General features: G+C 39.3%; 26 protein-coding genes, 2 tRNA genes and 1 pseudogene. 12 read left to right on the top strand and 17 right to left on the bottom strand.

The genetic code is table 11. From position 1 onward, the window contains the following. Nucleotides 1-67 precede the first annotated feature (67 nt). Nucleotides 68-143 (bottom strand) — tRNA-Arg (locus tag MST17_RS05340). A gap of 188 nt (nt 144-331) precedes the next feature. On the opposite strand from MST17_RS05340, the gene MST17_RS05335 reads away from it, so the two are divergent. From MST17_RS05335 to MST17_RS05305, 7 genes are all read left to right on the top strand, one after another. Then, nucleotides 332-1,267, top strand: coding sequence for an ABC transporter ATP-binding protein (locus MST17_RS05335; protein WP_168378014.1), 936 nt, complete (start codon nt 332-334; stop codon nt 1,265-1,267). Then, nucleotides 1,264-2,037 (top strand): ABC transporter permease, encoded by a 774-nt coding sequence (locus MST17_RS05330; protein WP_078190306.1) that lies wholly within the window; start codon nt 1,264-1,266, stop codon nt 2,035-2,037. Before MST17_RS05335 ends, MST17_RS05330 begins: the two co-directional genes overlap by 4 nt. Then, a complete protein-coding gene (gene queF, locus MST17_RS05325; protein WP_180007650.1) occupies nt 2,037-2,855 on the top strand; it encodes an NADPH-dependent 7-cyano-7-deazaguanine reductase QueF in 819 nt (272 codons plus the stop codon). Before MST17_RS05330 ends, queF begins: the two co-directional genes overlap by 1 nt. A gap of 17 nt (nt 2,856-2,872) precedes the next feature. Further along, on the top strand, nt 2,873-3,523 hold the full coding sequence (locus tag MST17_RS05320) for a hypothetical protein (RefSeq protein ID WP_180007649.1): 651 nt from the start codon (nt 2,873-2,875) through the stop codon (nt 3,521-3,523). Between the two features lie 786 nt (nt 3,524-4,309). Further along, nucleotides 4,310-5,311, top strand: coding sequence for a lytic murein transglycosylase B (gene mltB / locus MST17_RS05315; RefSeq protein ID WP_180007648.1), 1,002 nt, complete (start codon nt 4,310-4,312; stop codon nt 5,309-5,311). Between the two features lie 287 nt (nt 5,312-5,598). Continuing rightward, nucleotides 5,599-6,213: a septal ring lytic transglycosylase RlpA family protein gene (locus MST17_RS05310; protein ID WP_078190310.1), complete on the top strand. Its 615-nt coding sequence runs from the start codon at nt 5,599-5,601 to the stop codon at nt 6,211-6,213. 152 nt (nt 6,214-6,365) lie between these two features. Continuing rightward, nucleotides 6,366-6,821: a DUF962 domain-containing protein gene (locus tag MST17_RS05305; RefSeq protein ID WP_180007646.1), complete on the top strand. Its 456-nt coding sequence runs from the start codon at nt 6,366-6,368 to the stop codon at nt 6,819-6,821. 253 nt (nt 6,822-7,074) lie between these two features. On the opposite strand, the gene MST17_RS05300 is transcribed toward MST17_RS05305, so the two are convergent. The 3 genes from MST17_RS05300 to rpsB form a co-directional block, all read right to left on the bottom strand. After that, nucleotides 7,075-7,584, bottom strand: coding sequence for a DUF3465 domain-containing protein (locus MST17_RS05300; RefSeq protein ID WP_180007645.1), 510 nt, complete (start codon nt 7,582-7,584; stop codon nt 7,075-7,077). Between the two features lie 174 nt (nt 7,585-7,758). Continuing rightward, nucleotides 7,759-8,634 (bottom strand): translation elongation factor Ts, encoded by an 876-nt coding sequence (gene tsf / locus MST17_RS05295; RefSeq protein WP_180007644.1) that lies wholly within the window; start codon nt 8,632-8,634, stop codon nt 7,759-7,761. A gap of 141 nt (nt 8,635-8,775) precedes the next feature. After that, nucleotides 8,776-9,522: a 30S ribosomal protein S2 gene (gene rpsB, locus MST17_RS05290; RefSeq protein WP_078190314.1), complete on the bottom strand. Its 747-nt coding sequence runs from the start codon at nt 9,520-9,522 to the stop codon at nt 8,776-8,778. Between the two features lie 207 nt (nt 9,523-9,729). On the opposite strand from rpsB, the gene map reads away from it, so the two are divergent. The 3 genes and pseudogenes from map (at nt 9,730) to MST17_RS05275 (ending at nt 12,771) form a co-directional block, all read left to right on the top strand. Next, nucleotides 9,730-10,557: a type I methionyl aminopeptidase gene (gene map, locus MST17_RS05285; protein ID WP_168378021.1), complete on the top strand. Its 828-nt coding sequence runs from the start codon at nt 9,730-9,732 to the stop codon at nt 10,555-10,557. A 270-nt stretch (nt 10,558-10,827) separates the two neighbouring features. Further along, entirely contained in the window at nt 10,828-12,054 is a 1,227-nt protein-coding gene (locus MST17_RS05280) for a pyridoxal phosphate-dependent aminotransferase (RefSeq protein ID WP_111883988.1), read from the top strand. Between the two features lie 287 nt (nt 12,055-12,341). After that, a pseudogene (locus tag MST17_RS05275) lies at nt 12,342-12,771 on the top strand (PaaI family thioesterase). A 50-nt stretch (nt 12,772-12,821) separates the two neighbouring features. Here MST17_RS05275 and MST17_RS05270 read toward each other — a convergent pair. Next, entirely contained in the window at nt 12,822-13,280 is a 459-nt protein-coding gene (locus MST17_RS05270; RefSeq protein WP_180026876.1) for a hypothetical protein, read from the bottom strand. A gap of 251 nt (nt 13,281-13,531) precedes the next feature. Between MST17_RS05270 and MST17_RS05265 the strand changes: the two genes are divergently transcribed. Together MST17_RS05265 and MST17_RS05260 are read left to right on the top strand one after the other, a co-directional pair. Beyond that, nucleotides 13,532-13,607: transfer RNA gene (locus tag MST17_RS05265), tRNA-Asn, on the top strand. An 87-nt stretch (nt 13,608-13,694) separates the two neighbouring features. Beyond that, on the top strand, nt 13,695-14,768 hold the full coding sequence (locus MST17_RS05260) for a hypothetical protein (RefSeq protein ID WP_180026877.1): 1,074 nt from the start codon (nt 13,695-13,697) through the stop codon (nt 14,766-14,768). Nucleotides 14,769-14,824: 56 nt separating this feature from the next. On the opposite strand, the gene MST17_RS05255 is transcribed toward MST17_RS05260, so the two are convergent. The 12 genes from MST17_RS05255 to MST17_RS05200 all read right to left on the bottom strand — a co-directional run bounded on the left by MST17_RS05255 (nt 14,825) and on the right by MST17_RS05200 (nt 25,051). Beyond that, the gene (locus tag MST17_RS05255) at nt 14,825-15,649 is read right to left on the bottom strand and encodes a DUF4198 domain-containing protein (protein WP_180026878.1); all 825 of its coding nucleotides are present in this window, start codon (nt 15,647-15,649) and stop codon (nt 14,825-14,827) included. 136 nt (nt 15,650-15,785) lie between these two features. Next, on the bottom strand, nt 15,786-16,439 hold the full coding sequence (locus MST17_RS05250) for a tRNA-(ms[2]io[6]A)-hydroxylase (RefSeq protein ID WP_078190322.1): 654 nt from the start codon (nt 16,437-16,439) through the stop codon (nt 15,786-15,788). A 17-nt stretch (nt 16,440-16,456) separates the two neighbouring features. Next, the gene (gene pdxJ / locus MST17_RS05245) at nt 16,457-17,182 is read right to left on the bottom strand and encodes a pyridoxine 5'-phosphate synthase (RefSeq protein ID WP_180009943.1); all 726 of its coding nucleotides are present in this window, start codon (nt 17,180-17,182) and stop codon (nt 16,457-16,459) included. A gap of 9 nt (nt 17,183-17,191) precedes the next feature. Then, nucleotides 17,192-17,908 (bottom strand): DNA repair protein RecO, encoded by a 717-nt coding sequence (gene recO / locus MST17_RS05240; protein ID WP_180010013.1) that lies wholly within the window; start codon nt 17,906-17,908, stop codon nt 17,192-17,194. 8 nt (nt 17,909-17,916) lie between these two features. Continuing rightward, the gene (locus MST17_RS05235) at nt 17,917-18,114 is read right to left on the bottom strand and encodes an NF038104 family lipoprotein (protein WP_180009944.1); all 198 of its coding nucleotides are present in this window, start codon (nt 18,112-18,114) and stop codon (nt 17,917-17,919) included. Nucleotides 18,115-18,147: 33 nt separating this feature from the next. Further along, nucleotides 18,148-19,176 carry a GTPase Era gene (gene era, locus MST17_RS05230; protein ID WP_180007638.1) on the bottom strand — a complete coding sequence of 343 codons (1,029 nt, stop codon included), beginning with the start codon at nt 19,174-19,176 and terminating at the stop codon, nt 18,148-18,150. Then, nucleotides 19,176-19,874 (bottom strand): ribonuclease III, encoded by a 699-nt coding sequence (rnc, locus tag MST17_RS05225; protein WP_111883979.1) that lies wholly within the window; start codon nt 19,872-19,874, stop codon nt 19,176-19,178. The genes era and rnc overlap by 1 nt, the downstream gene beginning before the upstream one ends. Then, on the bottom strand, nt 19,846-20,217 hold the full coding sequence (locus MST17_RS05220) for a DUF4845 domain-containing protein (protein WP_180007637.1): 372 nt from the start codon (nt 20,215-20,217) through the stop codon (nt 19,846-19,848). The genes rnc and MST17_RS05220 overlap by 29 nt, the downstream gene beginning before the upstream one ends. 20 nt (nt 20,218-20,237) lie before the next feature. Then, nucleotides 20,238-21,065: a signal peptidase I gene (lepB, locus tag MST17_RS05215; RefSeq protein ID WP_168378032.1), complete on the bottom strand. Its 828-nt coding sequence runs from the start codon at nt 21,063-21,065 to the stop codon at nt 20,238-20,240. A 21-nt stretch (nt 21,066-21,086) separates the two neighbouring features. Next, nucleotides 21,087-22,904, bottom strand: coding sequence for a translation elongation factor 4 (lepA, locus tag MST17_RS05210; protein ID WP_168378033.1), 1,818 nt, complete (start codon nt 22,902-22,904; stop codon nt 21,087-21,089). Nucleotides 22,905-23,099: 195 nt separating this feature from the next. Further along, the gene (locus MST17_RS05205) at nt 23,100-23,549 is read right to left on the bottom strand and encodes a thioesterase family protein (protein ID WP_180026879.1); all 450 of its coding nucleotides are present in this window, start codon (nt 23,547-23,549) and stop codon (nt 23,100-23,102) included. A 119-nt stretch (nt 23,550-23,668) separates the two neighbouring features. After that, on the bottom strand, nt 23,669-25,051 hold the full coding sequence (locus MST17_RS05200; RefSeq protein ID WP_168378034.1) for a Do family serine endopeptidase: 1,383 nt from the start codon (nt 25,049-25,051) through the stop codon (nt 23,669-23,671). Between the last annotated feature and the right edge of the window lie 152 nt (nt 25,052-25,203).

Here is a 25,203-nt window from a genome sequence, read left to right as displayed (position 1 = left end):
TAAGTAGATATAAGTTATTAATTTTTAATAATATTAGGATTAATTCGGATATGATCAAACAAGGAAATGGTGCGCTCAGCGGGACTCGAACCCACGCCACAGGCTTCGGAGACCTGTACTCTATCCAGTTGAGCTATGAGCGCTTATTTTGGATTGCGCACATCATAACAAAAAAAACTGTAAGGTAAAGCAACTATATAGATGTTAGGTATTTTTCTGCTTAAGCTTTATACAACGTTCTATTTTTAAAATGCAGAATTCCATACGATTTACTTGGTTTATTTGCCCCGATATCGCACAATACTCATACTATTTATAGAGTGAATTATTTATGACTGATGCACTAACGTTAAAGCAGCTGTCAAAAACCTATAAAAATGGGTTTCAGGCGCTTAAAGGTATTGATTTAACAGTACCCGAAGGTGAATTTTATGCACTTTTAGGTCCCAATGGTGCAGGAAAATCTACCACGATTAGTATTATCAGTTCACTAACCCGTAAAACTTCAGGTACTGTCGAAATTTTTGGGCACAATTTAGATACCCATCCCTCGCATGCAAAGCAGTGTTTGGGCGTTGTACCTCAAGAATTTAACTTTGGTCAATTTGAAAAAACATTTGATATTTTGGTGACTCAAGCTGGTTATTACGGTATTTCTAAAAAGATAGCAGAGAAACGTGCAGAGGAATATTTAGAAAAGCTTGGCCTTTGGGAAAAACGTAGCACCCAAGCACGCATGCTATCGGGCGGTATGAAACGCCGTTTAATGATCGCTCGTGCCATGATGCATGAACCTAAACTGCTGATTTTAGATGAGCCGACTGCTGGTGTTGATATTGAACTACGCCGTTCGATGTGGGATTTCCTCACTGAAATGAACGAAAAAGGCACGTCCATTATTTTAACGACACACTATTTAGAAGAAGCTGAAATGTTGTGCCGTCGAATCGCAATTATTGATCGTGGTGTGATTAAAGAAGACACCAGCATGAAAGGTTTCCTCAGCCAGTTGAATGAAGAAACATTTATTTTCGATCTAGCCGAACCCATTGAACCGATCCATATAGAAATTATTGGTGTCCGTTTCAACTTAGTAGATCCTGTCACCTTAGAAGTCACTATGGATAAAGGCCATACCTTGAATGATTTATTCCAACTCATGGAATCTCAAGGTATTCAGGTTCGAAGTATGCGTAATAAATCTAACCGACTAGAAGAACTGTTTGTCCGTATGGTCGAAAAAAATCTTGAAGGTGCAGCACAATGAATTTTAACCAACTGTGTATTGCCCTCTACACCTTAGTGTATAAAGAAATTCGCCGTTTCATGCGTATTTGGCCGCAAACCCTTCTCCCACCGGCAATCACCATGAGTTTGTACTTTGTGATTTTCGGTAATTTAGTCGGTTCACGCATTGGGCAAATGGGTGGTTTTAGCTATATGCAGTTCATCGTGCCCGGCTTAATTATGATGGCGGTCATTACCAACAGCTATGCCAATGTGTCATCCAGTTTCTTTAGTGCAAAATTTCAAAAAAGCATCGAAGAATTAATCATGAGTCCAGTGCCGTTACACATGGTGCTTTGGGGTTATGTGATCGGTGGTGTTTGCCGTGGTGTTTTAGTCGGCTTTATTGTCACTGCGATGAGCCTATTTTTTACTGAATTACACCTGACCAATATCTTCGTAACTATATATACAGTTCTCATTACTTCGCTGCTGTTTTCTCTTGGCGGATTTATTAATGCTGTTTATGCAAAGTCTTTTGACGACATTTCGATTATCCCGACTTTCGTCCTGACTCCGCTGACTTATTTAGGCGGTGTTTTCTATGCCATCTCATCACTGAGTCCTTTTTGGCAAAATCTCTCTTTAATCAACCCTGTCGTGTATATGGTCAATGCATTCCGCTACGGTATTTTAGGTCATAGCGATGTGAATGTCGGCATTTCATTGACAGTTATTACTGCATGTTGCGTTGTACTTTATGGCGTGGCGTATCATTTACTTTCTCGTGGTTCAGGAATGCGTGAATAATGAGTGTAGAACAATCCCTTTTAGGCAAAGACACCAATTACCCAACAGAATATCAACCTGCTATTCTGTTTCCGATTGCACGTGCCACTGCACGTGAACAATATGCCCATGTGGAAGGCATCCGCCAAGGTACAGACTGGTGGCATGTTTTTGAAATTTCTTGGTTAAATGCTTCTGGTGTGCCTCAAGTCGCTATTGGCCGTTTAACTTTGCCTGCAAGTTCAGACAACCTCATCGAATCGAAATCTTTAAAGCTCTACTTTAATAGTATGAACTTTACCAAATTTGATTCTCAGGCAGCGTTTAAAGCAACCGTTGAAAAAGACTTATCTGCTGCAGCCAATGCCGCTGTGACTATTGATCTATTTCATGTTGATGAAGTTGAAATTTCAAAACCGCAAGGCATCTGTATTGATGACTTAGAACCCACCCAGTTAGAAAATCATCCAAATGCAGCTTTACTCTCTTTAGATGAAGATGCAGCGCAAGAAGAAGTTGAAATTCAACTTTATTCACATTTATTAAGAAGTAACTGTCCAGTCACGGGTCAACCTGATTGGGGAACGGTATTTATACGGTATAAAGGTACTAAGCCTTGTTATCGTAGTATTCTGGCTTATATTATTTCTTACCGTCAGCATAATGGTTTCCACGAACAATGTGTGGAGCAAATGTTTGCCGATATTTGGCAACATTTAAAACCAAGTCAGCTGATGGTATATGCTGCCTATACACGCCGTGGTGGATTGGATATCAACCCTTGTCGTGTATCGGATTTAACATGGATGCCTCGCCCCATTCGATTGGCGCGACAATAAAAAAATTGAGGTTAGTGATGCCATTTTTTGGTTTTATTCCTTCTGAGGAACTTCTAAGCAGTATCCAAAATGGTCACGCGAAAAAAAATTCGAGTGAACCCCTTTATCCTTTACGTGATAAAACAGCTTTGCTGATTAATGAAGAAATCATTGGTGCAACTATATTAGCTCCTGTTCATCTGTTTCCTGCAAGCGATAAGCGCGACACAGCAGAAAAACTGGCTGGCTATGTCAAATCAACAGTCGCTGTATTGTTAAAGCAGCTATTGGGTAAATCTCCGAATGATGTGGTGAAACAATCCATTGAATTTTCAGAACGAAGTTTATTTCAAGACGCGACTGGCACTTATCGTGTAGGTCTGAGCTTAGATGCAGGATTGGTCACTAACCTTAAGAACAGTTATGCCGAAATTAAATCGGGTGTAGATATCAATAAAGCTGCTTTTGGTGAACTGTATAAACAGTTTGCTGAAGCTGCAGTGCGTCATTTTATGAATGACTTTAATAAAACACTCGATTTAGGCATGATTAAGCGTAAAGCAGCCGATATCGGTTCTTCTGCTGTGATTAAAGCTATTCATATTGCAATTGATAAGATTTTCCCAAATCTGACCAAAGAAGAGCTAGGTGCCCTTGCAGAAGCACATGATTCGATGTTTAACAAATAAATCGCACTACTCGTCAAAACCTAGCTTCAGCTAGGTTTTTTTATGGCTAAACGCATAAAATCGAATCCCGATACAATGACTATATAGTCATGCAAACACAGTTCTAGAATTGAACAGATTTTTATTAAAAGAAAGACAGTACATTGATATCCACAATTTTTAAAAATCTACAAAGAACAGGAAGAACCTGAATATAGATCATATTTTAATGTGAGCCGTCATTTTGGCTTAAATTTCAATGCGTCCATTTTAATATTCAATCTCTTTCTTTTTTATCATTCAGTCTATATTTCTACTATATAGCGACGTTTTCAACAGCATTGAAGCGCTGGCGAACAAAAACTATGTAATGAATAAAACACTGCTTGCATATGGGTGTTTTAGACCGATACCTTTTTAATCCTATCCCTTTATTTTTAGATATAACATTGCAACTTTTGTAGCTTCTAAACAGTATTTCGCAACGCGATAAAGTTTACTCGTTCTGCGTTTTTATGACGCATGAGTTTTAGAGTCATCTTTATTTCAAATGATTTGTGAATATTTGAAAGTTATGTAAATGAATATGTCACTTTTCAATATGTTAACTGCGAAAAAACCCTTTGCTTTGTCTTTTTTTGTATATCTATTTATGAAAGCATGCGCTGTCAGTGGTATCTTAGTTGCTATTGGTAACGTTTACCTTTAATGAGCTATGAAACCAGAAGGTCATCACAATTTTCAGGATCTTTTCCCCTCGAAATTTTGTTCATACTCATCGCTAAAGCAACTGGAAATTTTTTATTTATGCTAAATCGAAATTTTTATAAAAAACTATCACATATTGCCATTATGGCCGGTTCAATTTCACTGACTAGTTTCTGTCAAGCCAACGACTTTCAGTCTCATCCAGCCTATGCAGCTTTTAAACAAAATACCATGCAAACCTATGGTTTAAGTGAGAGTCAAATTGATTGGGCAATGCAAGGTAGTAAAAACCTACCCAATATTATTAGCATTATGAATCGACCCGGCGAATCAAAGCCTTGGTATCAATATAAAACCAATTTTTTAGCTGAAAGTACAATTCAACGCGGTGTTCGCTTCAAAAATCAATATGCCGACACTTTAAATCGTGCAGAACAACAATTTGGTGTGCCTCAATCCGTGATTTTAGGCATTTTGGGTGTTGAAACAGGCTATGGCAGCAATAAAGGTAATTTTATTACCCGTGATGCTTTGGCGACCCTTGGTTTTGGCTATGAACGCCGTGCGCAATATTTCCAAGATGAACTTGCTGCACTGATTGCTTGGTCATATAAAGATGGTGTTCCAACCAACTCTGTCGTCGGTTCATATGCAGGTGCTGTGGGTTATCCTCAATTTATGCCAAGTAACATTCCAAAATTTGGTGTGGACTACGATGGCAATGGTCATGTTGACCTGCGTAATTCAGCTGTCGATGCCATTGGTTCAATTGCAAATTATTTAGCAAATTATGGTTGGCAGCGTAATCAACCGATTGCTTTTGCTGCTCGCTATAGCGGAAATAACCCAGATGCTATTATTGCAAAGGATTTAAACCAGCCAACACCCTATGGTGTACTCAAGGCTCAAGGTGTAACCCCTATGAATCCATTGGTAAAAATCGATGATCTCGATTTAGTCAATGTCATCCAATTGCAAGATAGTTATGGACCAATTTATTACATTACTTATCCAAATTTTCAGGTCATTACAACCTATAACAAAAGCCGTATGTATGCGACTGCACTATGGCTTTTAGGCACTGAAGTTACCAGTCGATAAGACTGGTTTTTTTCTTATAGAGCAAAAAAGTCAACAAATATTTTCACCAAAATGAGCATTTATTCGACATTTTACACACCTTGTTACATTATTGATTATTTTTTAACCAACTATTGTTAATTTTTTAGACATTTTCAAAGTATTTTAATTAAACACTAGACAGCCTATTGATGGCATGAATATTATCCATCTCGTTAAATATAGTTGCAAAAGTGAAATATCAGACGTGTTTACATGGATATCAGCGACTTAGTTGAACCAGTAAATATGCCATTGGGAGATAAACAATGCAGTCATCAATTATTAAATATGCCTTAGCGGTTGCCACGGCAGTTGCGCTAAGTCAGTCACAAGCTGAGATGGTTCAGTCATCATCATTCAATCATGATAATGACAACTCTCGTCTTGCAGCTCGTGTATTGAATAAAGAAGCTCAAAGCTTCAATTCAAACTTTACGAATTTAAGTAGCCTTTCAATCACTGAGCGTTCTGGCGATAAAATTCGTCGTCAAACAATCGCTGCTAAAATCGAAATTCCTGAAGATGAGCCTTCAGTGATTGAAAAGTTAAATACTGTTGCATCGAATACTGTTCGTAAGTTCACTCAAACAGGTACTGCTTCTTGGTACGGTCGTCAATTCCACGGTCGTAAAACAGCAAGCGGTGAAACGTTTGACATGAACGCACTTACAGCAGCACATCGTAGCCTGCCACTTAATTGCTTTATTCGTGTTACGAATCGCAATAATGGTAAAAGCGTCGTGGTGAAAGTAAATGACCGTGGTCCATTCCATGGTAACCGTGTTCTTGATTTATCTTATGGTGCTGCTAAGCAATTGGGTATTACCAGTGCGGGTACTGCAAATGTGAGCATTGAGCGCGTAGACGGTCCAAATTCTTAATTCTCCAATGAAGTGACTGCATTTAACAGACCACGCCTAGCGTGGTTTTTTATTTGAAGCCTCTTAGCCTTTCTAATCTTCAGTAATCCTGATTTTGACCCTTCCCGCATTCTTGTTTATATTGAAGTCCTTCCCCATGATTAAGGACTATCATGAAAACAATCAACGAATGGTTTGATGAATACAGCGAAAGTCATCAAAATAAAACCAATAAAATTATTCACTGGATTTGCGTACCCACGATTTATTTTTCAATCGTTGGCATATTGGCACATTTTAGCGCGCTACTTACTGCTGTCTTACTTGCTTTAGCATTTATCTTTTACGCACGTTTAGACATTGTCCTTGCTGTTGCAATGGCCGCGTTAACGTTAATCATGGTATGGCTAATTTGGGTACTACCAGTTGGTTATGGCTTTTATATCGCACTCTTTGTATTCGCATGGATTGGTCAATTTTATGGCCATAAAATTGAAGGTAAAAAGCCCTCTTTTTTCAAAGATCTCCAATTCCTCCTCATTGGCCCTATTTGGTGTTTAGATACATTTGCAAGCAAAGTACTTAGTAATTGGAAAACACACCATAAATCGCAAATAAAGAGCATTTAGAGCACGATTAATTTCATAGATCTCTTTTTCACTTATTCGACATTGGTTTTCTTCATATTCGATGCTTAAAACCCTATTGTTTATAGGTGTATTTATCTCTGGTATTTCCAATCATTTTTTCTATTTATACGACCAAAAAGCCAGTGTTTAAACACTGGCTTTTACTCAATATGGTTAATCCAATTTTATGTTGATAGCTTCATCTGAATCATGATCATTTAAATGACTAAAGTTAAAAATGACTACGTGATTTTTATTGATAGGTTTTACCTTGATGCTTTAACCAACCATCTTGATGACGTCCATTCGGATCGTGATGTGTCCAATGCATCACACCTCCCTTATCTGAATATTCATATTCACCGTAAAATTGAACTGTATCGCCTTTTTCCAAGTCATCAATGCGTGGAGCAAGATCGATATTATGTGCGACCAAAAGCGTTTGACCATTATTTAAGGTCAAAATGAACTTTTGATGTCGGCTACCTTCATTATCATCTCGAAGTACCGCTTTGACTTGACCTGCACCCTCAACCTGAACATTACTGAGTTTATTTTTAAATGCATGTGCAATAATATCTTCAGCACTCTGCCCTTTTTGTTGAGCATCTACAGGTTGTACTGATTCTATTTTTGGCTGTGCGTTTTGTTCCGCTGTCGTCTGAACTGGTGCAGATTTTTGTTGTTGTAAATCGATTCCGAAATAAGCGGCTGTAAGCGCAACAATAATTCCGCCGATGGTTAAATTTGTTTTGTTTGCCATAAGATAGTTTAAATCTAAATTTTCAACTCATTATAGTCATTAATATGGATAAAAATAGAATCTATGCACAAGAATGCACACAATATAAAGTTTAAATAGCTTTGAAATCAGTAAAGCTACAGCCATAAAAAAAGCCCTCTAAAACGAGGGCTTTTTTCTACAAATAATCAGAGATTATTTTGCAGCAGCTTGAGCAGCAGCAACTTCTTCAGCGAAAGAAAGTTCAGCTTTTTTCTCAATACCTTCACCAACTTCGAAACGTACGAAGTTAGCAACAGTAGTACCAGTTGCTTTAAGAACTTCTGCAACTTTCTTATCGTTGTCGATAACGTACATTTGGTTCTCAAGAACAACTTCGTTCAAGTATTTCTGAACTGAACCAGTTACCATTTTTTCAACGATGTTTGCTGGTTTACCAGATTCAATTGCTTTGGCTTCAGCAATTTCTTTTTCTTTAGCGATAAGTTCAGCAGAAACGCCAGCTTCGTTTACAGCAACTGGGTTGAATGCAGCGATGTGCATAGCCAAACCTTTACCAGTATCAGCATCACCAGCGTATGCAACTACAACACCGATTTTTAAACCGTGTTTGTAAACTGCAAGGTTGTCGCCTTCAACGATTTGAGCACGACGCACTTGGATGTTTTCACCGATTTTTTGAACAAGCGCGATACGAGCTTCTTCTACAGTAGCACCATCTTCAAGTTTCAATTCAGCAATTTGAGCAACGTCAGTTACACCAGCAGCAAGCGCAGCAGCAGCAACTTTAGCAGAGAAACCAGCAAAGTTTTCGTCTTTAGCAACGAAGTCAGTTTGACAGTTAACTTCTACAAGGATTGCTTTGTTGCCTTCTTGAGCGATAGTGATCGCGCCGTCAGCAGCAATGTTACCCGCTTTTTTAGCAGCTTTAGCTTGACCAGATTTACGAAGGTTGTCGATCGCTAATTCGATGTCACCGCCCGCTTCTGTTAATGCTTTTTTACATTCCATCATTGCAAGACCAGTACGATCGCGCAATTCTTTAACCATGCTTGCTGTAACTGCAGTCATGTTAATCTCCTAAATACGGTAGAAAATGAATTCTTTTTAGAACAGAAACGGCCCAGAGCTGTCTCTTGGGCCGTCTGCATACATGACGCTTACTTTGCCACCATCACGTGTCGCAAAAATGACAAGCTTACGTCAAACGCATTAAGCCTCAGAAGCAGGAGCTTCTTCGCCTTTAGCTTGTGCATTTGCTTGTGATTGAGCATATTCTTTACCAGCAAGAATCGCATCAGCCATAGCAGAAGCGTAAAGAGTAACTGCACGGATCGCATCGTCGTTACCAGGGATAACGTAGTCTACGTTGTCTGGGTTAGAGTTTGTATCAACGATACCGATAACAGGAATACCAAGGTTTTTAGCTTCTTTAATTGCAATTGCTTCGTGATCAACATCGATTACGAATAATGCGTCAGGTAAACCACCCATGTTTTTAACGCCGCCAAGAGCGCGTTCAAGTTTTTCCATCTCACGAGTACGTTCTAAAGCTTCACGTTTAGTAAGTTTAGCGAAAGTACCGTCAGTAGATTGAGTTTGAAGGTCTTTTAGACGGTTGATTGACTGGCGAAGAGTTTTCCAGTTAGTCAACATACCACCCAACCAGCGGTGATCAACATATGGTTGACCTGCACGTTGAGCTTGTTCACGGATGATTGCAGAAGCTGCACGTTTTGTACCAACGAACAAAACTTTGTTCTTTTTGCTAGCCAAGTTGTTAGCAAAGTTCAAAGCATCATTTAACGCAGGAACAGTGTGCTCAAGGTTGATGATGTGAATTTTGTTGCGCGCGCCGAAGATGTATTCGCGCATTTTTGGATTCCAAAAACGTGTTTGGTGACCGAAGTGTGCGCCTGCTTGAAGAAGGTCGCGCATGCTTACGTTGTAATCTGCCATTTTCTTTACCTTAAAGTTTGGGTTAGGCCTCCATATACCCGCATTCTCCACCTAAAAAGGCACCCAGAGAAATGTGTCGATATATGTGCGGATTTTATTGCCCCATCGCACAAAGCTCGTGAAAGATATTCACGAAAAAGCATTTGATAAAATGGGCGGCTATTTATACCATAGTCACATACAAATTTCCAAAAGTTTTTAGAGATCATGAACAGTACTTACGAAGCTCCACGTCGATTAATTAAAACGCCTGACGAAATTGAAAAAATGCGCGTCGCGGGTCGACTGGCGGCAGAAGTTTTGGATATGATCAAACCGCATATTGTTCCAGGTGTGACTACCCTAGAACTTGATACGATTTGTCATGACTATATTGTCAACAAACAAGAAGCTATTCCTGCTTGTTTAGGTTATGGTGCTGCGCCGGGTCGTCCAGCGTTCCAGCACGTGATCTGTACTTCAGTGAACCATGTGGTGTGTCACGGTATTCCATCTGAAAGCAAAAAGTTAAAAAAAGGTGACATCTTAAACATCGATGTCACTGTGATTAAAGATGGTTACCACGGTGATACCAACATGATGTATATCGTAGGCGGTGAAACATCTATTTTAGCGAACCGTTTATGTAAAGTTGCTCAAGAAGCCATGTACCGTGGTATGGCGGTGGTAAAACCAGGCGCAACCATGGGTGATATTGGTAATGCCATTCAACAATATGTTGAATCAGAACGTTTTGGCGTTGTACGTGAATATTGTGGTCATGGTATTGGTACTGTTTTCCATGACGAACCACAAGTTTTACACTACGGTCAACCCAATACAGGCATGATCTTAGAAGAAGGCATGACCTTTACCATCGAACCAATGGTGAACGGTGGCGACTGGAAAACCAAACTTCTTGGTGATAAATGGACTGTCGTTACTAAAGATCATAGCTTGTCTGCACAGTACGAACACACGCTACTTGTAACAAAAAATGGTGTAGAAGTGCTAACTGCTCGCCCCGAAGAAGATCTATCGCGTTTTGTTCAATAAGCAAAGTATTTGAAGCACAAAATTTTATTAAAAATGGTCACAGATATTGTGGCCTTTTTTATGCCTTTTTTTTATCCGTGACTTTAAGAATTTGCCATAAAATTTGATTAAAAATTTAAGTAACTCAATGTAAATTTTCTCAATTATATGGTTAGGATAGAATATCACACTTTTTTGCACATTGTTGATTTTGCCACTCCCCATTACTGTGCATTTAAGCTAAGATAGTGTGCTTTTTATTTTTTAATCCCTATAAGAAGGAATACTGCCGTGGACGTACGTCTGTCTGATCGTGTAAATAGCATCAAACCGTCCCCTACACTTGCTGTTACTAACAAAGCTGCTGAATTGAAAGCTGCTGGTAAAAACGTAATTGGTTTAGGCGCAGGTGAACCGGATTTCGATACCCCACAACACATCAAAGATGCTGCAATTGCTGCTATCAACAATGGCTTCACTAAATATACAGCTGTTGACGGTACTCCAGGTCTTAAAAAAGCAATTATTGCTAAATTAAAACGCGACAATAACCTTGATTACGCTGCAAACCAAATCTTGGTTTCTTGTGGTGGTAAACAATCTTTCTTTAACTTGGCACTTGCTTTGTTAAACAAAGGTGACGAAGTAATTATCCCTGCTCCTTACTGGGTAAGCTACCCAGACATGGTGATCATTGCTGAAGGTACTCCTGTAATCGTGAAATGTGGTGAAGACCAACGTTTCAAAATTACGCCTGCTCAATTAGAAGCTGCAATCACTGACAAAACTCGTTTAGTGGTTCTAAACAGCCCTTCTAACCCAACAGGTATGATCTACACTAAAGAAGAATTACTTGCTTTAGCTGACGTTCTACGTAAATACCCTGAAGTTTTAGTTGCTTCTGATGATATGTACGAACCAATCCGTTGGGACGACGAATTCTACAACATCGCAACAGTTGCACCAGACCTTTACGATCGCGTAATCGTTCTTAACGGTGTATCTAAAGCTTATGCAATGACTGGCTGGCGTATTGGCTACGCAGCGGGCCCTGCTAAACTTATTGGTGCGATGAAAAAAATCCAATCTCAATCAACTTCAAATCCAACTTCTATTTCACAAGTTGCTGCTGAAGCTGCATTGAATGGTCCTCAAGACGTTCTTGAGCCAATGATTGAAGCATTCAAACGCCGTCACGACCTAGTTGTGAAAGGCTTGAACGACATCAACGGTATCACTTGCCTTCCTGCTGATGGTGCATTCTATGCATACGCAAACATCCGTCCATTGATTCGTGCAAAAGGTTTAAAATCTTGCACAGAATTCTCTGCATGGTTATTGGAAGAAACTGGTGTTGCAGTAGTTCCTGGCGATGCGTTCGGTCTAGGTGGTTACATGCGTATTTCTTATGCAACTGCAGATGAAGTTCTTGTAGATGCGCTTGCACGTATCAAGAAAGCTGCTGACTCAATCGAAGGCGTAGACGCTGCGATTGCTTCAATTGCTGCTGAAAAATAATTTGATCTAAAGATCGAATCAAAAAAACCCGCGATATTCGCGGGTTTTTTTATATCTGAGCCATTTTATAATATTTGCTATGTTTCCATTTAAGGATAATAAGACGACGGCGTATGCCAGTTAAATGCCATGCCTCCTGAACACACTCCTCACCGATTTTAGCCGATACCAAAATACTAAATGCAAGATTACTCAATGAAAGCTTCAAAGAATCAACTTGACAATAATTTCAACAATTAGCTATGTTAAACTTAGATTCCTTTTTAGAACTCGTAAAATAGGCCAGAATAATGAACCCAAAAGAAATGACCGGACTGCAACTTCTACAAGCCATGTGTGCAGGGAAAATTCCTCCTGCAAGTATTAGCGAAACTATTGCCTTATGAAGTATCTAAGGGCAGTATTAGCTTTAAGGCTAAAGCAGATGCACGACACTTAAATCCGCTAGGCGGCGTGCATGGTGGCTTTGCTGCTACTGTACTCGACTCTGTGACAGGTTGTGCCATTCACACGTTATTAGAGGCAGGTGTAGGTTATGGCACCATCGACTTAAATATAAAAATGTGTCGCCCAATCCCAAAGGATGTTGAACTTACAGCGATAGGAACAGTCATTAATATCAGTACAAATTTAGGGATTTCTGAAGGGAAAATTATTGATGACAATGGCAAACTTTATGCACATGCAACTGCAACCTGCATGATTATACGTCCTTAATATTTTATTTTTCTGCTCGCAATTCAATGCGAGCAGATGATGATTCAAACTTAAATTGCTGAATGTAAGGCACGAATTAATTGGCCTTCGCTTAGATCAATGCGATTACTGCCCTTTTGAAAGCAGTAATATTTTAAAGCACTATCTAACTCAACACGAAGTTCGCGTTGTTCTGAAATAGACCATACTTTAGAACGATTTGAGCCTGATAACGCATTACCTGCCAATTGGTATAAATACAAATCTTGCTTGCGTTGTAAAGGCACACGACGACCATCATCTTGATGTTCAAAACGTAAATGACATGGCGCGTTGATCAACCATTTTTCACTAAACCACAGTTGTAATAAATCACCTAATACCAAGTCACGTCGACCCAAAGGCCAAACGTCAACGTATGCACCTTCGACAGGTGTTTGATATTGCTCTTGATTACTAATAATGGAAAGATAGTTTTCTTGGTAAAAAGAAAAATTTGAAAAAATCTGAGAAATAGTCAGCGTATTCATTCGCTTTCTCCTGTTTAGCCATTTTAGTGCTGGCAAGTTGGGTTTAAATCCACACTGTTTAAACATATGTTTAAACGCTCTGTTGTTGCATTCAGACTATCAATTGAATTTTTTCTTTGCAAGCCTAAGATTCATTTTTTCTAAAAAATCCTTCTTTTTGTTCAAATAAAAAACATCTATCACGCATTTCTCCTCATATTCGTATTTTTAGCTTGACCCTCCTCAAAATCTGATTATAATCGCATTCAGATTCTCCAATAGCTCAGTCGGTAGAGCGACGGACTGTTAATCCGCAGGTCCCTGGTTCGAGCCCAGGTTGGAGAGCCAAATTCTAAAGCCCATTTATTTAAATGGGCTTTTTTAATGCCTATGATTTACATATAATCTATAAGTCATTGTCATTAAAATAAAAAAATGTTCATTCAAGTTGATGCTGAATCAAATAAAACTGCCTTAAAACACTATCTCACTGCATTCATTTTTCTTTTAATTTTTATCAGCCCATTTGCAATTTATTTGGTGAGCTGCACACCCGAAAGTGAAATTGAGCAACATTTCAAAACACCACCCAATTTATATAATAGTGAATCGAACACCCTTCTTGACAGCAAGCTACAATGGTTGATTCCACCTCAGCAGTTTCAAAATCACAATACTATTCCCGAAATATCTGAATCTGTATTGAACGAGATGACAGAAGGACTATATTGGTCAAGCACACCGATTACGCTGCAAAACCAATCTGATCAGCTATATGTTCATATCGATTTTGCAGGTCAGCAACAAACACGAAAAGATCTTGAAATTTCGGTACTGCCGTTATGCATTGTTAACGAAAAAGAAACACCATGTATGAAAGCTGGATTAAATGCAACTGGACAACTTTTTAACATCTCAACTCAAAAAAATACGCAATATCGCACATTGGAGACCAATAAATCTTGGATCTTTTATGGCCATGATTTCCAAGAAAATTATATTATTCCACCACAAGCCACTCTCAAATTTTTAGTTAAAGCCAACATCCCTGAACACTTAACCCTGCAATGGCTTAGGCTAAGCATCAGTACTAGCCCCATTGTTGAGAAACAGCAGAATTATATGCTCATGACGCAAAACAGTATGAAAATAAAATATGCACTTGCTCTATTGCCACTCTTCATTTTAGCTTTGATGCACATTTTTCAAGGGTTTGAAAGCCTGCGTAATTTATCTATCGGCGCACTTTCAGCACTTTTATTTGTAATCAACACCATCATTTGGGATATCCACTATATGGTGATTGGTTGTCTGATTTTATGTTTTGCAAGTGTCTGTTATTGTTTTGAGAGCCGATATTATCGATTGCTTTATTTAACGGGTTATTTACTAATTGCAGGCTATTCGCAGCAATATTATGGTGGTTTTAATAAACACTTCTTCACCCAAACCAGTTTAATTTTATTGATAGGTTTATCGATGTTTTATCTTGAACCTAAAGATAGCTAAATCATTTTCATAAAAAAGCTCTGCAAATCGCAGAGCTTTTTCTCATTTAACTACCCTTAGATTACATTAAAGCTCAAAGTATATTTATATCGTTTTAATGCGTCTCCCTTCATTTCAAAAGGCTGCTGATAGTCAATTTTCAGTAAATACTGACCACGATCTGATAGGCTAAAATTCAAGTTTCCTTCTTGATCAGTTTTAAGCGTTTTATAAACTTTTCCTTCACGGCTGTAATCCGTTGTTTGCTGCAAAATTTCAATCTGCAAACCCGCAACCGCTTTTTTCTGATCTAGCACTTTCAGTTGTACTGGCTCATTTTGCATAATGGCATTCGGATGGGTTCTAAATTGCACATCAAAACCATCATGCAAATAATTCACTACATTTGTAGACGTTACACGGCGCGATACAAAAGTTTCAATGATTTCTTGGGTTTGAATACTTTTGATTTGCGACTTTTTAGTCAACTCGGCTGTATAAATAACATTTGCATTCGCAGTTTTTTGAGGATCACGTACACCATTGATTAACGCTTTCCACTGCTTTTGATCATAAGCAAAACGCGCTGTACTTCCCTGCTTTTCACCACGAATACGATACGTGCCATCCTGCTTATTTTCTAAACTATAACTGCTGACTGTTTGAGTTTTTGCCCAATCAGCATCCGTTAAATGCAGCTTTTCACCTGACGGTGTATGTACATGGAAATTAAAATTTTTAATGGCTATTTCAGAAACAAACGGATTGTCATAAAAACCTGAAAGAATGGCACTGTGATTATTAAATGTTTGATAGTTTAGAGGCGCAACATAAGGATAATGCGCTTCAGCCTGACCAACCGCACACAAAGCGAAACAGAGTAAAGTGAATTGTAATTTCATATTGAATAAGAGAGCTTAAATTGTTTGATTCATAGAGATCGTTTCATTTTAGATTCACCCAAGCATATTGTAAATAATTCTTATTATCGTTTATTTTAAGTGCATAAAAAATCCCCCATTCTGGAGGACTCTTTTATCAGGCTGCTTTAACGGGCACACCACTATGAAAGCGAAATAATTCATCTGGGCTGCTAATCAGATTTTTTTCAACTTCACGAATATGCTCAATACGCATCTGAATATCTTCTTTCGGGTTCTTTAGCTTATTGGTCGTCGCTACGTCCATAGCTAATGCTAAATAGTCCTCATAATGGCGTGATTCAGACTTTAGCAAATAGCGGTAGTAACGCCCCAACTCTTCATCCACATGTGGTGCAAGCGCATAGAAACGCTCGCATGACCGTGCCTCAACGAATGCACCAATCACCAAGATATCAATTAACGCTTCTGGCTCATAAGTCCGTACTTCTTTGCGTAGACCACCTGCATACCGACCAGCACTGATTGCAGTCCATTCCTGACCACGTTTTGCCATCAGTTCCAGCACTTGCTCATAGTGCAGCATTTCTTCACGAACTAGCTGTGCTAGTTTGATTTGTAAATCAGAGAAAAAACTATAACGAAACATCAAATTCATTGCTGTACTTGCAGCTTTCTTTTCACAATTGGCATGATCCTGCATTAGGATATCCAAATTATTTAAAGCTTCATCTAGCCATGCTTTTGGTGTTTCACACCCCAAGAAGCCAATGACTGGCTTCATTAGGGCATCATAATCAATATTTGACATATACTTTACTTAAAAAATTAACGTGCGGCTTTAATCGCAGCTTTCATTTGTTTCACAGACTGTGCCAATCCAATAAATAGAGCATCAGCAATAATCGAGTGACCAATATTCAATTCATGAATTTGCGCAATGCGCGCAATTGGAGTGACATTTTCAATATTTAAGCCATGACCAGCATTCACAATCAATCCTTTAGATGCCGCATATTCAGCACCTTGAATGATACGCTCCAGCTCTGCTTTCTGCGCTTCAGGTGTTTCAGCATCTGCATATGCACCTGTATGCAACTCAATCGTTGGCGCGCCACAGGCAATCGCCGCATCAATTTGAGCAAAGTCAGCATCAATAAATAATGAAACTTCGCAACCAATCGCTGCGAGTGCTTGAGTCGCATTTTTTACATCTTCAAAATGCCCAACAACATCTAGACCGCCTTCAGTCGTGACTTCTTCACGCTTTTCAGGAACAAAGCATACATGATGCGGCTGAATCTCTTTGGCAAATTCAACCATTTCATTGGTCACTGCCATTTCAAGATTCATATGGGTTTTTAATACAGAACGCATACGACGAACATCATCATCTTTAATATGGCGACGATCTTCACGTAAATGTAGCGTAATCCCTTCCGCCCCCGCTTGCTCACAAATAATTGCGGCATTCACAGGATCTGGATAAGTTGTCCCACGTGCATTTCGTAGTGTTGCCACATGGTCAATATTTACACCAAGCAAAGCTGCCATAATTCTTTCCTAATGACGTTGAGTTTGAGAATTCTGTATCCACAATTGACGACTTTTTAATGGACGATCGCCAAGCAAGGAAGTAATCATTTGTCGGTACAACTTAGACAGTAATTGTAACTGTTCAGAATTAAATTCCCCACCTTTTTCATAATCACACATACTTAAAATATGTTGACCTGACAATGTTGCGCGTGAGGCTTTAATGACAGGTTGAAAACCTTCATTTAAATGAAATTGATAATTTTCATGAAGCTGAATTTGCTGTTGATTTGCATCAGTTGAATAATCCAGCGCATAACCCAACTCTTCAAGTAGCTCATGCTCAAACTGTCTAAGGATTTGTCGCAAAAACAGGTCAGGATTTTCTTGCGCAGACATGCATTGGAGTTGTTCTAAGGTATGCGCATATTGAGCAAATGTCTCTGGCATCTCGACCTCTAAGGGACATAACCTCAATAAGACTTCATTCAAATAAAAACCTGAAAAAAAAGCATCCCCATAAAAGAATATGGGTTGATTTACAATTTCAAGTTTACTGAAATTTTTAAGCTCAGACTTGCCGGAGGCTTGCAAGCAGATCGGTTGATACTGAGGCGGAGGTGTTTGCCTGAGAATACCATCAACTCGGCCATGCTCCTGCGTAAACAAGTGCACGATATGACTTTTTTCACGATATTTACGATGGTGAATTAAATAACCATGCAGTATCTCATTACGCATGATTTAAGATATTAATCCTTGTCTTTCTTTTTCTTTTCGTCTTCTTCATCATCACCCCCATCTGGAATGACTGCACCTACAACTGCAGCGGTCCCTTTGACCACGCCTTTTGTGGTTTTATAAGCCACTTTGACAGGAACAGTAACGATTTTATGAATACACCCTTGTAGAAACAAAACACATGCCACTACAGCTAATACTTTCATCATTACTCTTCCCTCAAAGTTTTAAATGTCTAGCAATTAAATATCGCTATAACCCAAGCTTTTCAATGCACGTTCATCATCAGACCAACCACCTTTGACTTTCACCCAAAGTGTCAGCATGATTTTTTGCTCGAACATTTTTTCCATATCCACACGTGCATCCATACCGATTTTCTTCAGTTTGGCACCTTTCTCACCAATCACAATGGCTTTTTGGCCAGAGCGATCGACAAAAATCGTCGCATCAATATAGGTACACGCCGCTTTAGGACGACCTGTTTTTGGATTAATTGTTGCTTCTTCTGTTTTAAACGACTCAATTTGAACGGTTAAATCATAAGGCAGCTCTTCACCCAATTGACGCATGATTTTTTCACGGATAATTTCAGATGCAAGGAAACGCTCTGAACGATCAGTCAATTGCTCAAGTGAATACAGTGGTGGTTGGAACGGCAGATATTTCTCAATCGTACTGCGCAAATGATCCAAATTTGCACCGCGTAACGCTGATACAGGAACAATTTCTGCAAAATTCATTAATTTCGCACGTTCTTGTATCAAGGGTAATGCATGGTTTTTGTTTTCTAGCGTATCAATTTTATTGATCACAAGAATAACTGGCATATCGGCATTTTTTAGCTTCTCTAACACTAAATCATCATTCTGTGTCCATTTGTCTGCATCAATCACAAACAAAACCAAGTTCACATCACGAAGTGCAGAATGCGCCGCACGGTTCATCATTTTATTGATGGCACGAACTTCTTTTTTGTGCATCCCAGGCGTATCAACAAATACCGCTTGAGACTTTTCACGTGAGTCAATACCCACAATTTTATGACGCGTCGTTTGTGGTTTACGAGACGTAATTGAAAGTTTTTGACCCAAAATATGGTTCATTAACGTTGATTTACCCACGTTTGGACGACCAACAATCGCCACAAAACCACTTTTAAAATCGGCAGGGATTTCAGTGCCTTGTGCACTAAAAAACTGACTAATTAAATCGTTACTGTCGCCTTGCGACTCGTGATCAGCATCTACGTGATCGGAATGAGTAGTCATTAAGACTTTTTCTCCAAAATTTCTAAGATTTCTGCCGCTACAGCTTGTTCAGCAAAGCGACGGCTTGAACCTTCACCGTATTTAACAGGGAGCCCTTCGACTGTACATTCAACTTTAAAATGTTGGTTCGGAGCATCACCCTGAATATCTACAACCTCGTAAACCGGGAGAGGTTTTTTACGTGCTTGTAAATACTCTTGCAAACGTGATTTAGGGTCTTTCAGTTGATCGGTCGGTTCAATATGATCTAAATATGGCACATACCATTTAAGAACAATCGGTTCCAGAATTTTTAAATCCTGACAATCGACATAGATTGCACCAATGATCGATTCAACGGTATCTGCAAGTATAGACTCACGATGATGACCGCCAGATTTCAACTCACCTGTACTCAAGATTAATTCTTGACTGAGTTTTAAGTCATTGGCAATTTTTCCTAGCGCTTCCTGACGAACCAGTGTCGCACGCATACGCGTTAGACGCCCTTCATTTTCATGCGGGTAGGCATGGTACAGATAATTGGCAATTATCATACCCAATAATGAATCGCCCAGATATTCTAGGCGTTCATAATTGTATTTATGGCTCACCGATCGGTGGGTCAAGGCCAGTTGTAACAATTCAGGTTGTTTAAACTGATAACCGATACGACTTGCTAAACGAGCTTCATTTAGCTTGGACTGAGCTTTGATCAAAACTTTTCTCGAACTTCAACACAATATCAATATTCAATAAGAAAGGTTTTCTTATTTCATAATCTGTTTTCACTTGTAGACCATCTACATTAGTGACTTGAGCAATATCTTTAAAATTTAAATCACGTACACCATTCATATCTAAACGCTGTGACATTTGTGACTCAAACTTACTAGGAGCAATATTTTTAGGACTGCTCTTCATCAAATCTTCAATTTCATTGTTGACGAGACGGTCGTCAACATACGGTCCCCAAACCGCAATTAATGCTTTAGCTAAAAAAGCAAAACCAATAATAGCAATTAAAATTGCTATATAAGACGTTCCCCGTTGATGTCTCATTTTATTTTCCTGATGTAAGACTAATCAATACTGCCATTACGACTAAATGAAGGCAGTTTTAAACCAGGTTCCTTATGCATCCACTTGTAAAAAGCACGTCCAGTGAGGTTTTCTTCAGGTACAAAGCCCCAAAAACGACTGTCCGCACTTTGATCACGATTATCCCCCATCGCGAAATAGTGACCTTCAGGAACCTTAACTTCCCAATATAAACCATTTTCTGTTGAATATTTACCATTTTCAACATAGTTGATAAATGGCGCTTGGCGCGCAACATTGACGCCTTCAAGCTCACGCATGGTAAACGTATGCTTACCCATGGTTTCTTTATGATAAATCGATGTAGGTGTGTCGAGTTGATCTTTTTCTCGACTAAATTCCACAGGAACTTTTGCCACTTTCTGACCATTCACACTCAGTTGACCATGATCATAAATAATATGATCCCCTGGTAAACCGACCACACGTTTAATATAGCTGATGGTTGGTTGTGGTGGATAACGGAATACAATGACATCACCACGTTCAGGCTCACCAACATCAATAATTTTCTTATTGATAATAGGTAATCGTACGCCATACTGATATTTATTCACCACAATAAAATCACCTGTCTCTAAAGTTGGAACCATAGAGTCTGATGGAATATTAAATGGCTCATATAAGAATGAACGCATTACCAAGACTATCGCTAGAATCGGCCAAAAGTCATAAGCCCATGCGATAACGACATTTTCATTCCCTTTACCTTTGGTCTGTCGTTGTTTCCAGACAAACTTATCCAACAGCCAAATTAAGAAAAAAATGACTGTGGCAGGAACAAGGATCAAATTAAAGTCAAAATCCATGAGCTCATAAACCTCTATTTATTATCTTTCTACTTTCAATACCGCAAGGAACGCTTCTTGAGGGATTTCAACACTACCCACTTGCTTCATACGTTTCTTACCTTCTTTTTGTTTCGCAAGAAGTTTCTTCTTACGTGACACGTCACCACCATAACATTTTGCCAATACGTTTTTACGCATCGCTTTTACAGTTGAACGTGCAATGATTTGCGCACCAATTGCTGCTTGAATAGCCACATCAAACATTTGACGTGGAATCAAGTCTTTCATTTTCTCAACTAGAGCAATACCACGGTGACGAGCATCTTGGCGGTGACAAATCATGGCCAAGGCATCAACCTTCTCACCATTAATTAACACATCAACCTTAACGAGAGATGAACTCTCAAAACGGACAAAGCTATAGTCAAGCGATGCAAAGCCACGTGAACATGATTTCAATTTATCAAAGAAATCCATTACCACTTCAGCCATTGGAATTTCAAACGTAATGGCCACTTGGTTCGCCATGAACTTCATATTCTTTTGAACGCCGCGACGTTCAACACATAAAGTCATCACATTACCCAAGTATTCTTGCGGTACTAAAATGTGACATTCGGCAATTGGCTCACGTAAGTCTTCAACTGTTGAACCATCAGGCATTTTAGAAGGACTGTCGATATAAATGGTTTGACCATTTTTCATCACCGCTTCATAAATTACGGTTGGTGCTGAAGAAATCAGGTCCAGATCATACTCACGTTCTAAACGTTCTTGTACAATTTCCATGTGCAGCATACCCAAGAAGCCACAACGGAAGCCAAAACCAAGTGCATCTGAACTTTCAGGTTCAAAGAACAACGCTGAGTCATTAATTTGCAGTTTGTGCAGCGCCTCACGGAACGGTTCAAATTCACTTGAATCGATTGGGAATAAACCTGCATAGACCTGTGGTTTCACTTTTTTGAAACCCGGTAAGCTTTCAACTTCTGGTGTAGTTGCCAAGGTAATCGTATCACCAACTGGAGCACCAAAAATATCTTTAATACCCGCGATCACGAAACCAACTTCACCTGCTTCGAGCATGTCAGTTTCTGTATGTTTAGGATTAAAAATACCTACTGAGGTGATGATGTGCGTTTGACCAGTTGATTTCATCAACATTTTATCGCCTTTACGCACACGACCTTCTTTAATACGAACTAAAGAAACCACGCCCAAATAGTTGTCGAACCAAGAGTCAACAATTAAGGCTTGTAATGGTGCATTACGATCGCCTTCGGGTGCAGGAATGACATTGACTAGTGTTTCAAGCACCCCTTCAATGCCTAGACCGGTTTTAGCTGAACATGTAGGTGCTTCAGTCGCTTCGATACCAATAATGTCTTCAATTTCTTGAATAACACGCTCTGGCTCTGCTTGCGGCAAATCAATTTTATTTAAAACAGGTAGGACTTCTAAACCTTGTTCAATTGCGGTATAGCAATTCGCTACAGATTGTGCTTCTACCCCTTGTGCAGCATCGACAACCAATAGTGCACCTTCACACGCAGCCAATGAACGTGAAACTTCATAAGAAAAGTCAACGTGCCCCGGTGTGTCAATGAAGTTGAGTTGGTATTCTTCACCATTAGGATGTGTGTAATACAAAGTCACTGACGCAGCTTTAATCGTAATACCACGCTCACGTTCCAATTCCATAGAATCTAGAACCTGCGCTTGCATTTCACGATCTTGCAGACCACCACAAGTTTGAATAAATCGGTCGGCAAGTGTCGACTTACCATGGTCGATATGCGCAATGATCGAGAAGTTACGAATGTTTTTTATATCAACAGATTTTTTAGCTTGCGCCATGGGCTACCTTGGAAAAATAAAAGCGCTATACATGCAATTCTTTATGCATAGCAAAAGCCGAATAGAAATTGCCGAGGATTATAGCAGATGGATTTTTCAAAGTATCGAAAATAATGCATTGCTTTTATGCAAGTCATTCATCCCACATGGAGAACTTGGCTGGTCTTGGTTTGAAATTTTGCGATAAAATCAAACTCAAAGATCATAAGCACTAAAATCCAGCGGATTTAGGCTATCCGCAATAGGTTGATACGCTTGGGTAAAGGTTGGCGACATGCGTTTTGGACGACCTGTGGCAATTTCAATGCATGCCCACTGCGTATTGCCTGTAAATAATATCGCTTTGTCTTTAGGGCGATAAAATACATACTGACGAAACGAATACAATCCATTGATATCATTGAGCCACGTTCGCAGAATAATCTCCTCACCTTCGAGCGCTGCTTTACGATATTGCACATGATGCTCAACAGCGACCATGGCATGCTTCAATTCAATATATTCTTTTAAGCCTAAACCCAAAGCTTCAATATGTGCTGTCGCGACATCTTGCATCCAACTGACGTACACCACGTTATTCACATGATTTAATGTGTCGATATGTTCAGCTTGAACTGTAATTTTTAAATCAAAGATATCGCTCATAGCGTCCTGCAAATTTTAAATTGTGGCCCACAGTCTACCCATTTTTATCTAAGGGTGAATTGCAAAAACGCTAAAGTTAAAAAACCACTCGCTTGGAGTGGTTTTCATTCAGCAAATCATTATTGAATGCGCATGCCCACAATCGCACGTTGCCCCTGACGAATCAAAGAAACACGTGCAATGCTGCCATTTTTCAATTCTGAAATAACTTTCACAAAATCTTCTGCATTATTCACAGCTTTATTATTAACTTGAGTCACAACGTCACCCGGCTGAATTCGCGCTTGTGCAGCAATACCACTAGCTCGTACATCTTGAATTAATACACCACCTTTCACACTCAGTTGCTTTAATTCATCTGCAGTTAAATTACGAATTGACACCCCAATCACCGGGCCTTTTTTCACAGGTGCAATTTCAGCTTTTGCAGGCGTATCATCTGGTGCAGTGATCAAGGTTGCTGAAATGTTTTGGCGTTTATCATCACGTAATACTTCAAGCTGAATACTTTGATTAGGACCTGTACGATTGAGATAATTCAGTAGTTCGCCAGTACGTGAAATCGGTGTACCATTAAATTTCAAAATGACATCACCCGCTTTAAAGCCAGCTTTTGCTGCGGGTGAATTCGGTGCAACTTGAGTAATCAATGAGCCCTCAGGTTTTGAAAGGTTATAGGATTCAGCAAGATTCCGATCGATATCTTGCAGCATAACGCCTAAGTAAGCACGTGTCACCTTGCCGTTTTTCTTTAATTGGTCTGCAACATCCATCGCCACATCAATAGGAATCGAGAACGATAAACCCATATAACCACCCGTACCACTAAAGATACGAGAGTTCACCCCAACCACTTCACCAGACTGGTTAAATAAAGGGCCGCCTGAGTTTCCGGGGTTCAATGCCACATCGGTTTGAATAAATGGAACCGAGGTTTCTCCCATCATATTGCGCATTTTCGCACTGACAATCCCTGCCGAAGCTGAATAGTCAAAACCAAATGGTGAACCAATAGCCAACACTGGCTCACCTACACGTAAACGGTCAACATTACCTGTGCGTAGCTCTGGAAAATTTGAACCTTTCACCTTTAGCAAAGCCACATCAGTCCGCTCATCACTCCCCACAACGGTGGCATCAATTTCACGGCGGTCATTCAATACGATGGTGACTTTCGATGCATCTTCTACCACATGGTGATTAGTTAATAGATAACCATCTTTACTAATAAAGAATGCGCTTCCATAACCGGTCTTTTCTTGCGGCATTTTTTGCTGCGGGATAACGACCTGATTACCGAAAAAGCGTCGTAATATTTCTGGGACTTGTTGCTGCAAAAGCTCTTCTTGACTAAGCTTTTTAACCACATTCACGCTTACGACAGCTGGGCTGACTTGTTCAACCAAATTGGAAAAATCAACAGGACCCGCTGCCTGAGTCTGCACGCTAGCAACCGTAAACACAGCTGCATAGAGTCCCTTTTGTAAATACGATTTATTCATTGTTAGCATTCACTCAATTGTGCTTATCATTTGAAATACGTTAGTTTTTATCACAATGCAAGTCTAAGCTTCGTAATAAAATGTTTGATGATTATTTATGATAAACAATCTTAAACATTCCTTAAATATTACAGATCTATGAATATTTTTCA

Source organism: Acinetobacter sp. YH16056_T (genome assembly GCF_024605895.1).
Taxonomy (GTDB): Bacteria; Pseudomonadota; Gammaproteobacteria; order Pseudomonadales; family Moraxellaceae; genus Acinetobacter; species Acinetobacter amyesii.
The sequence above is the reverse complement of the archived record's forward strand: the minus strand, read 5'-3'. Positions and strand labels throughout refer to the sequence as shown.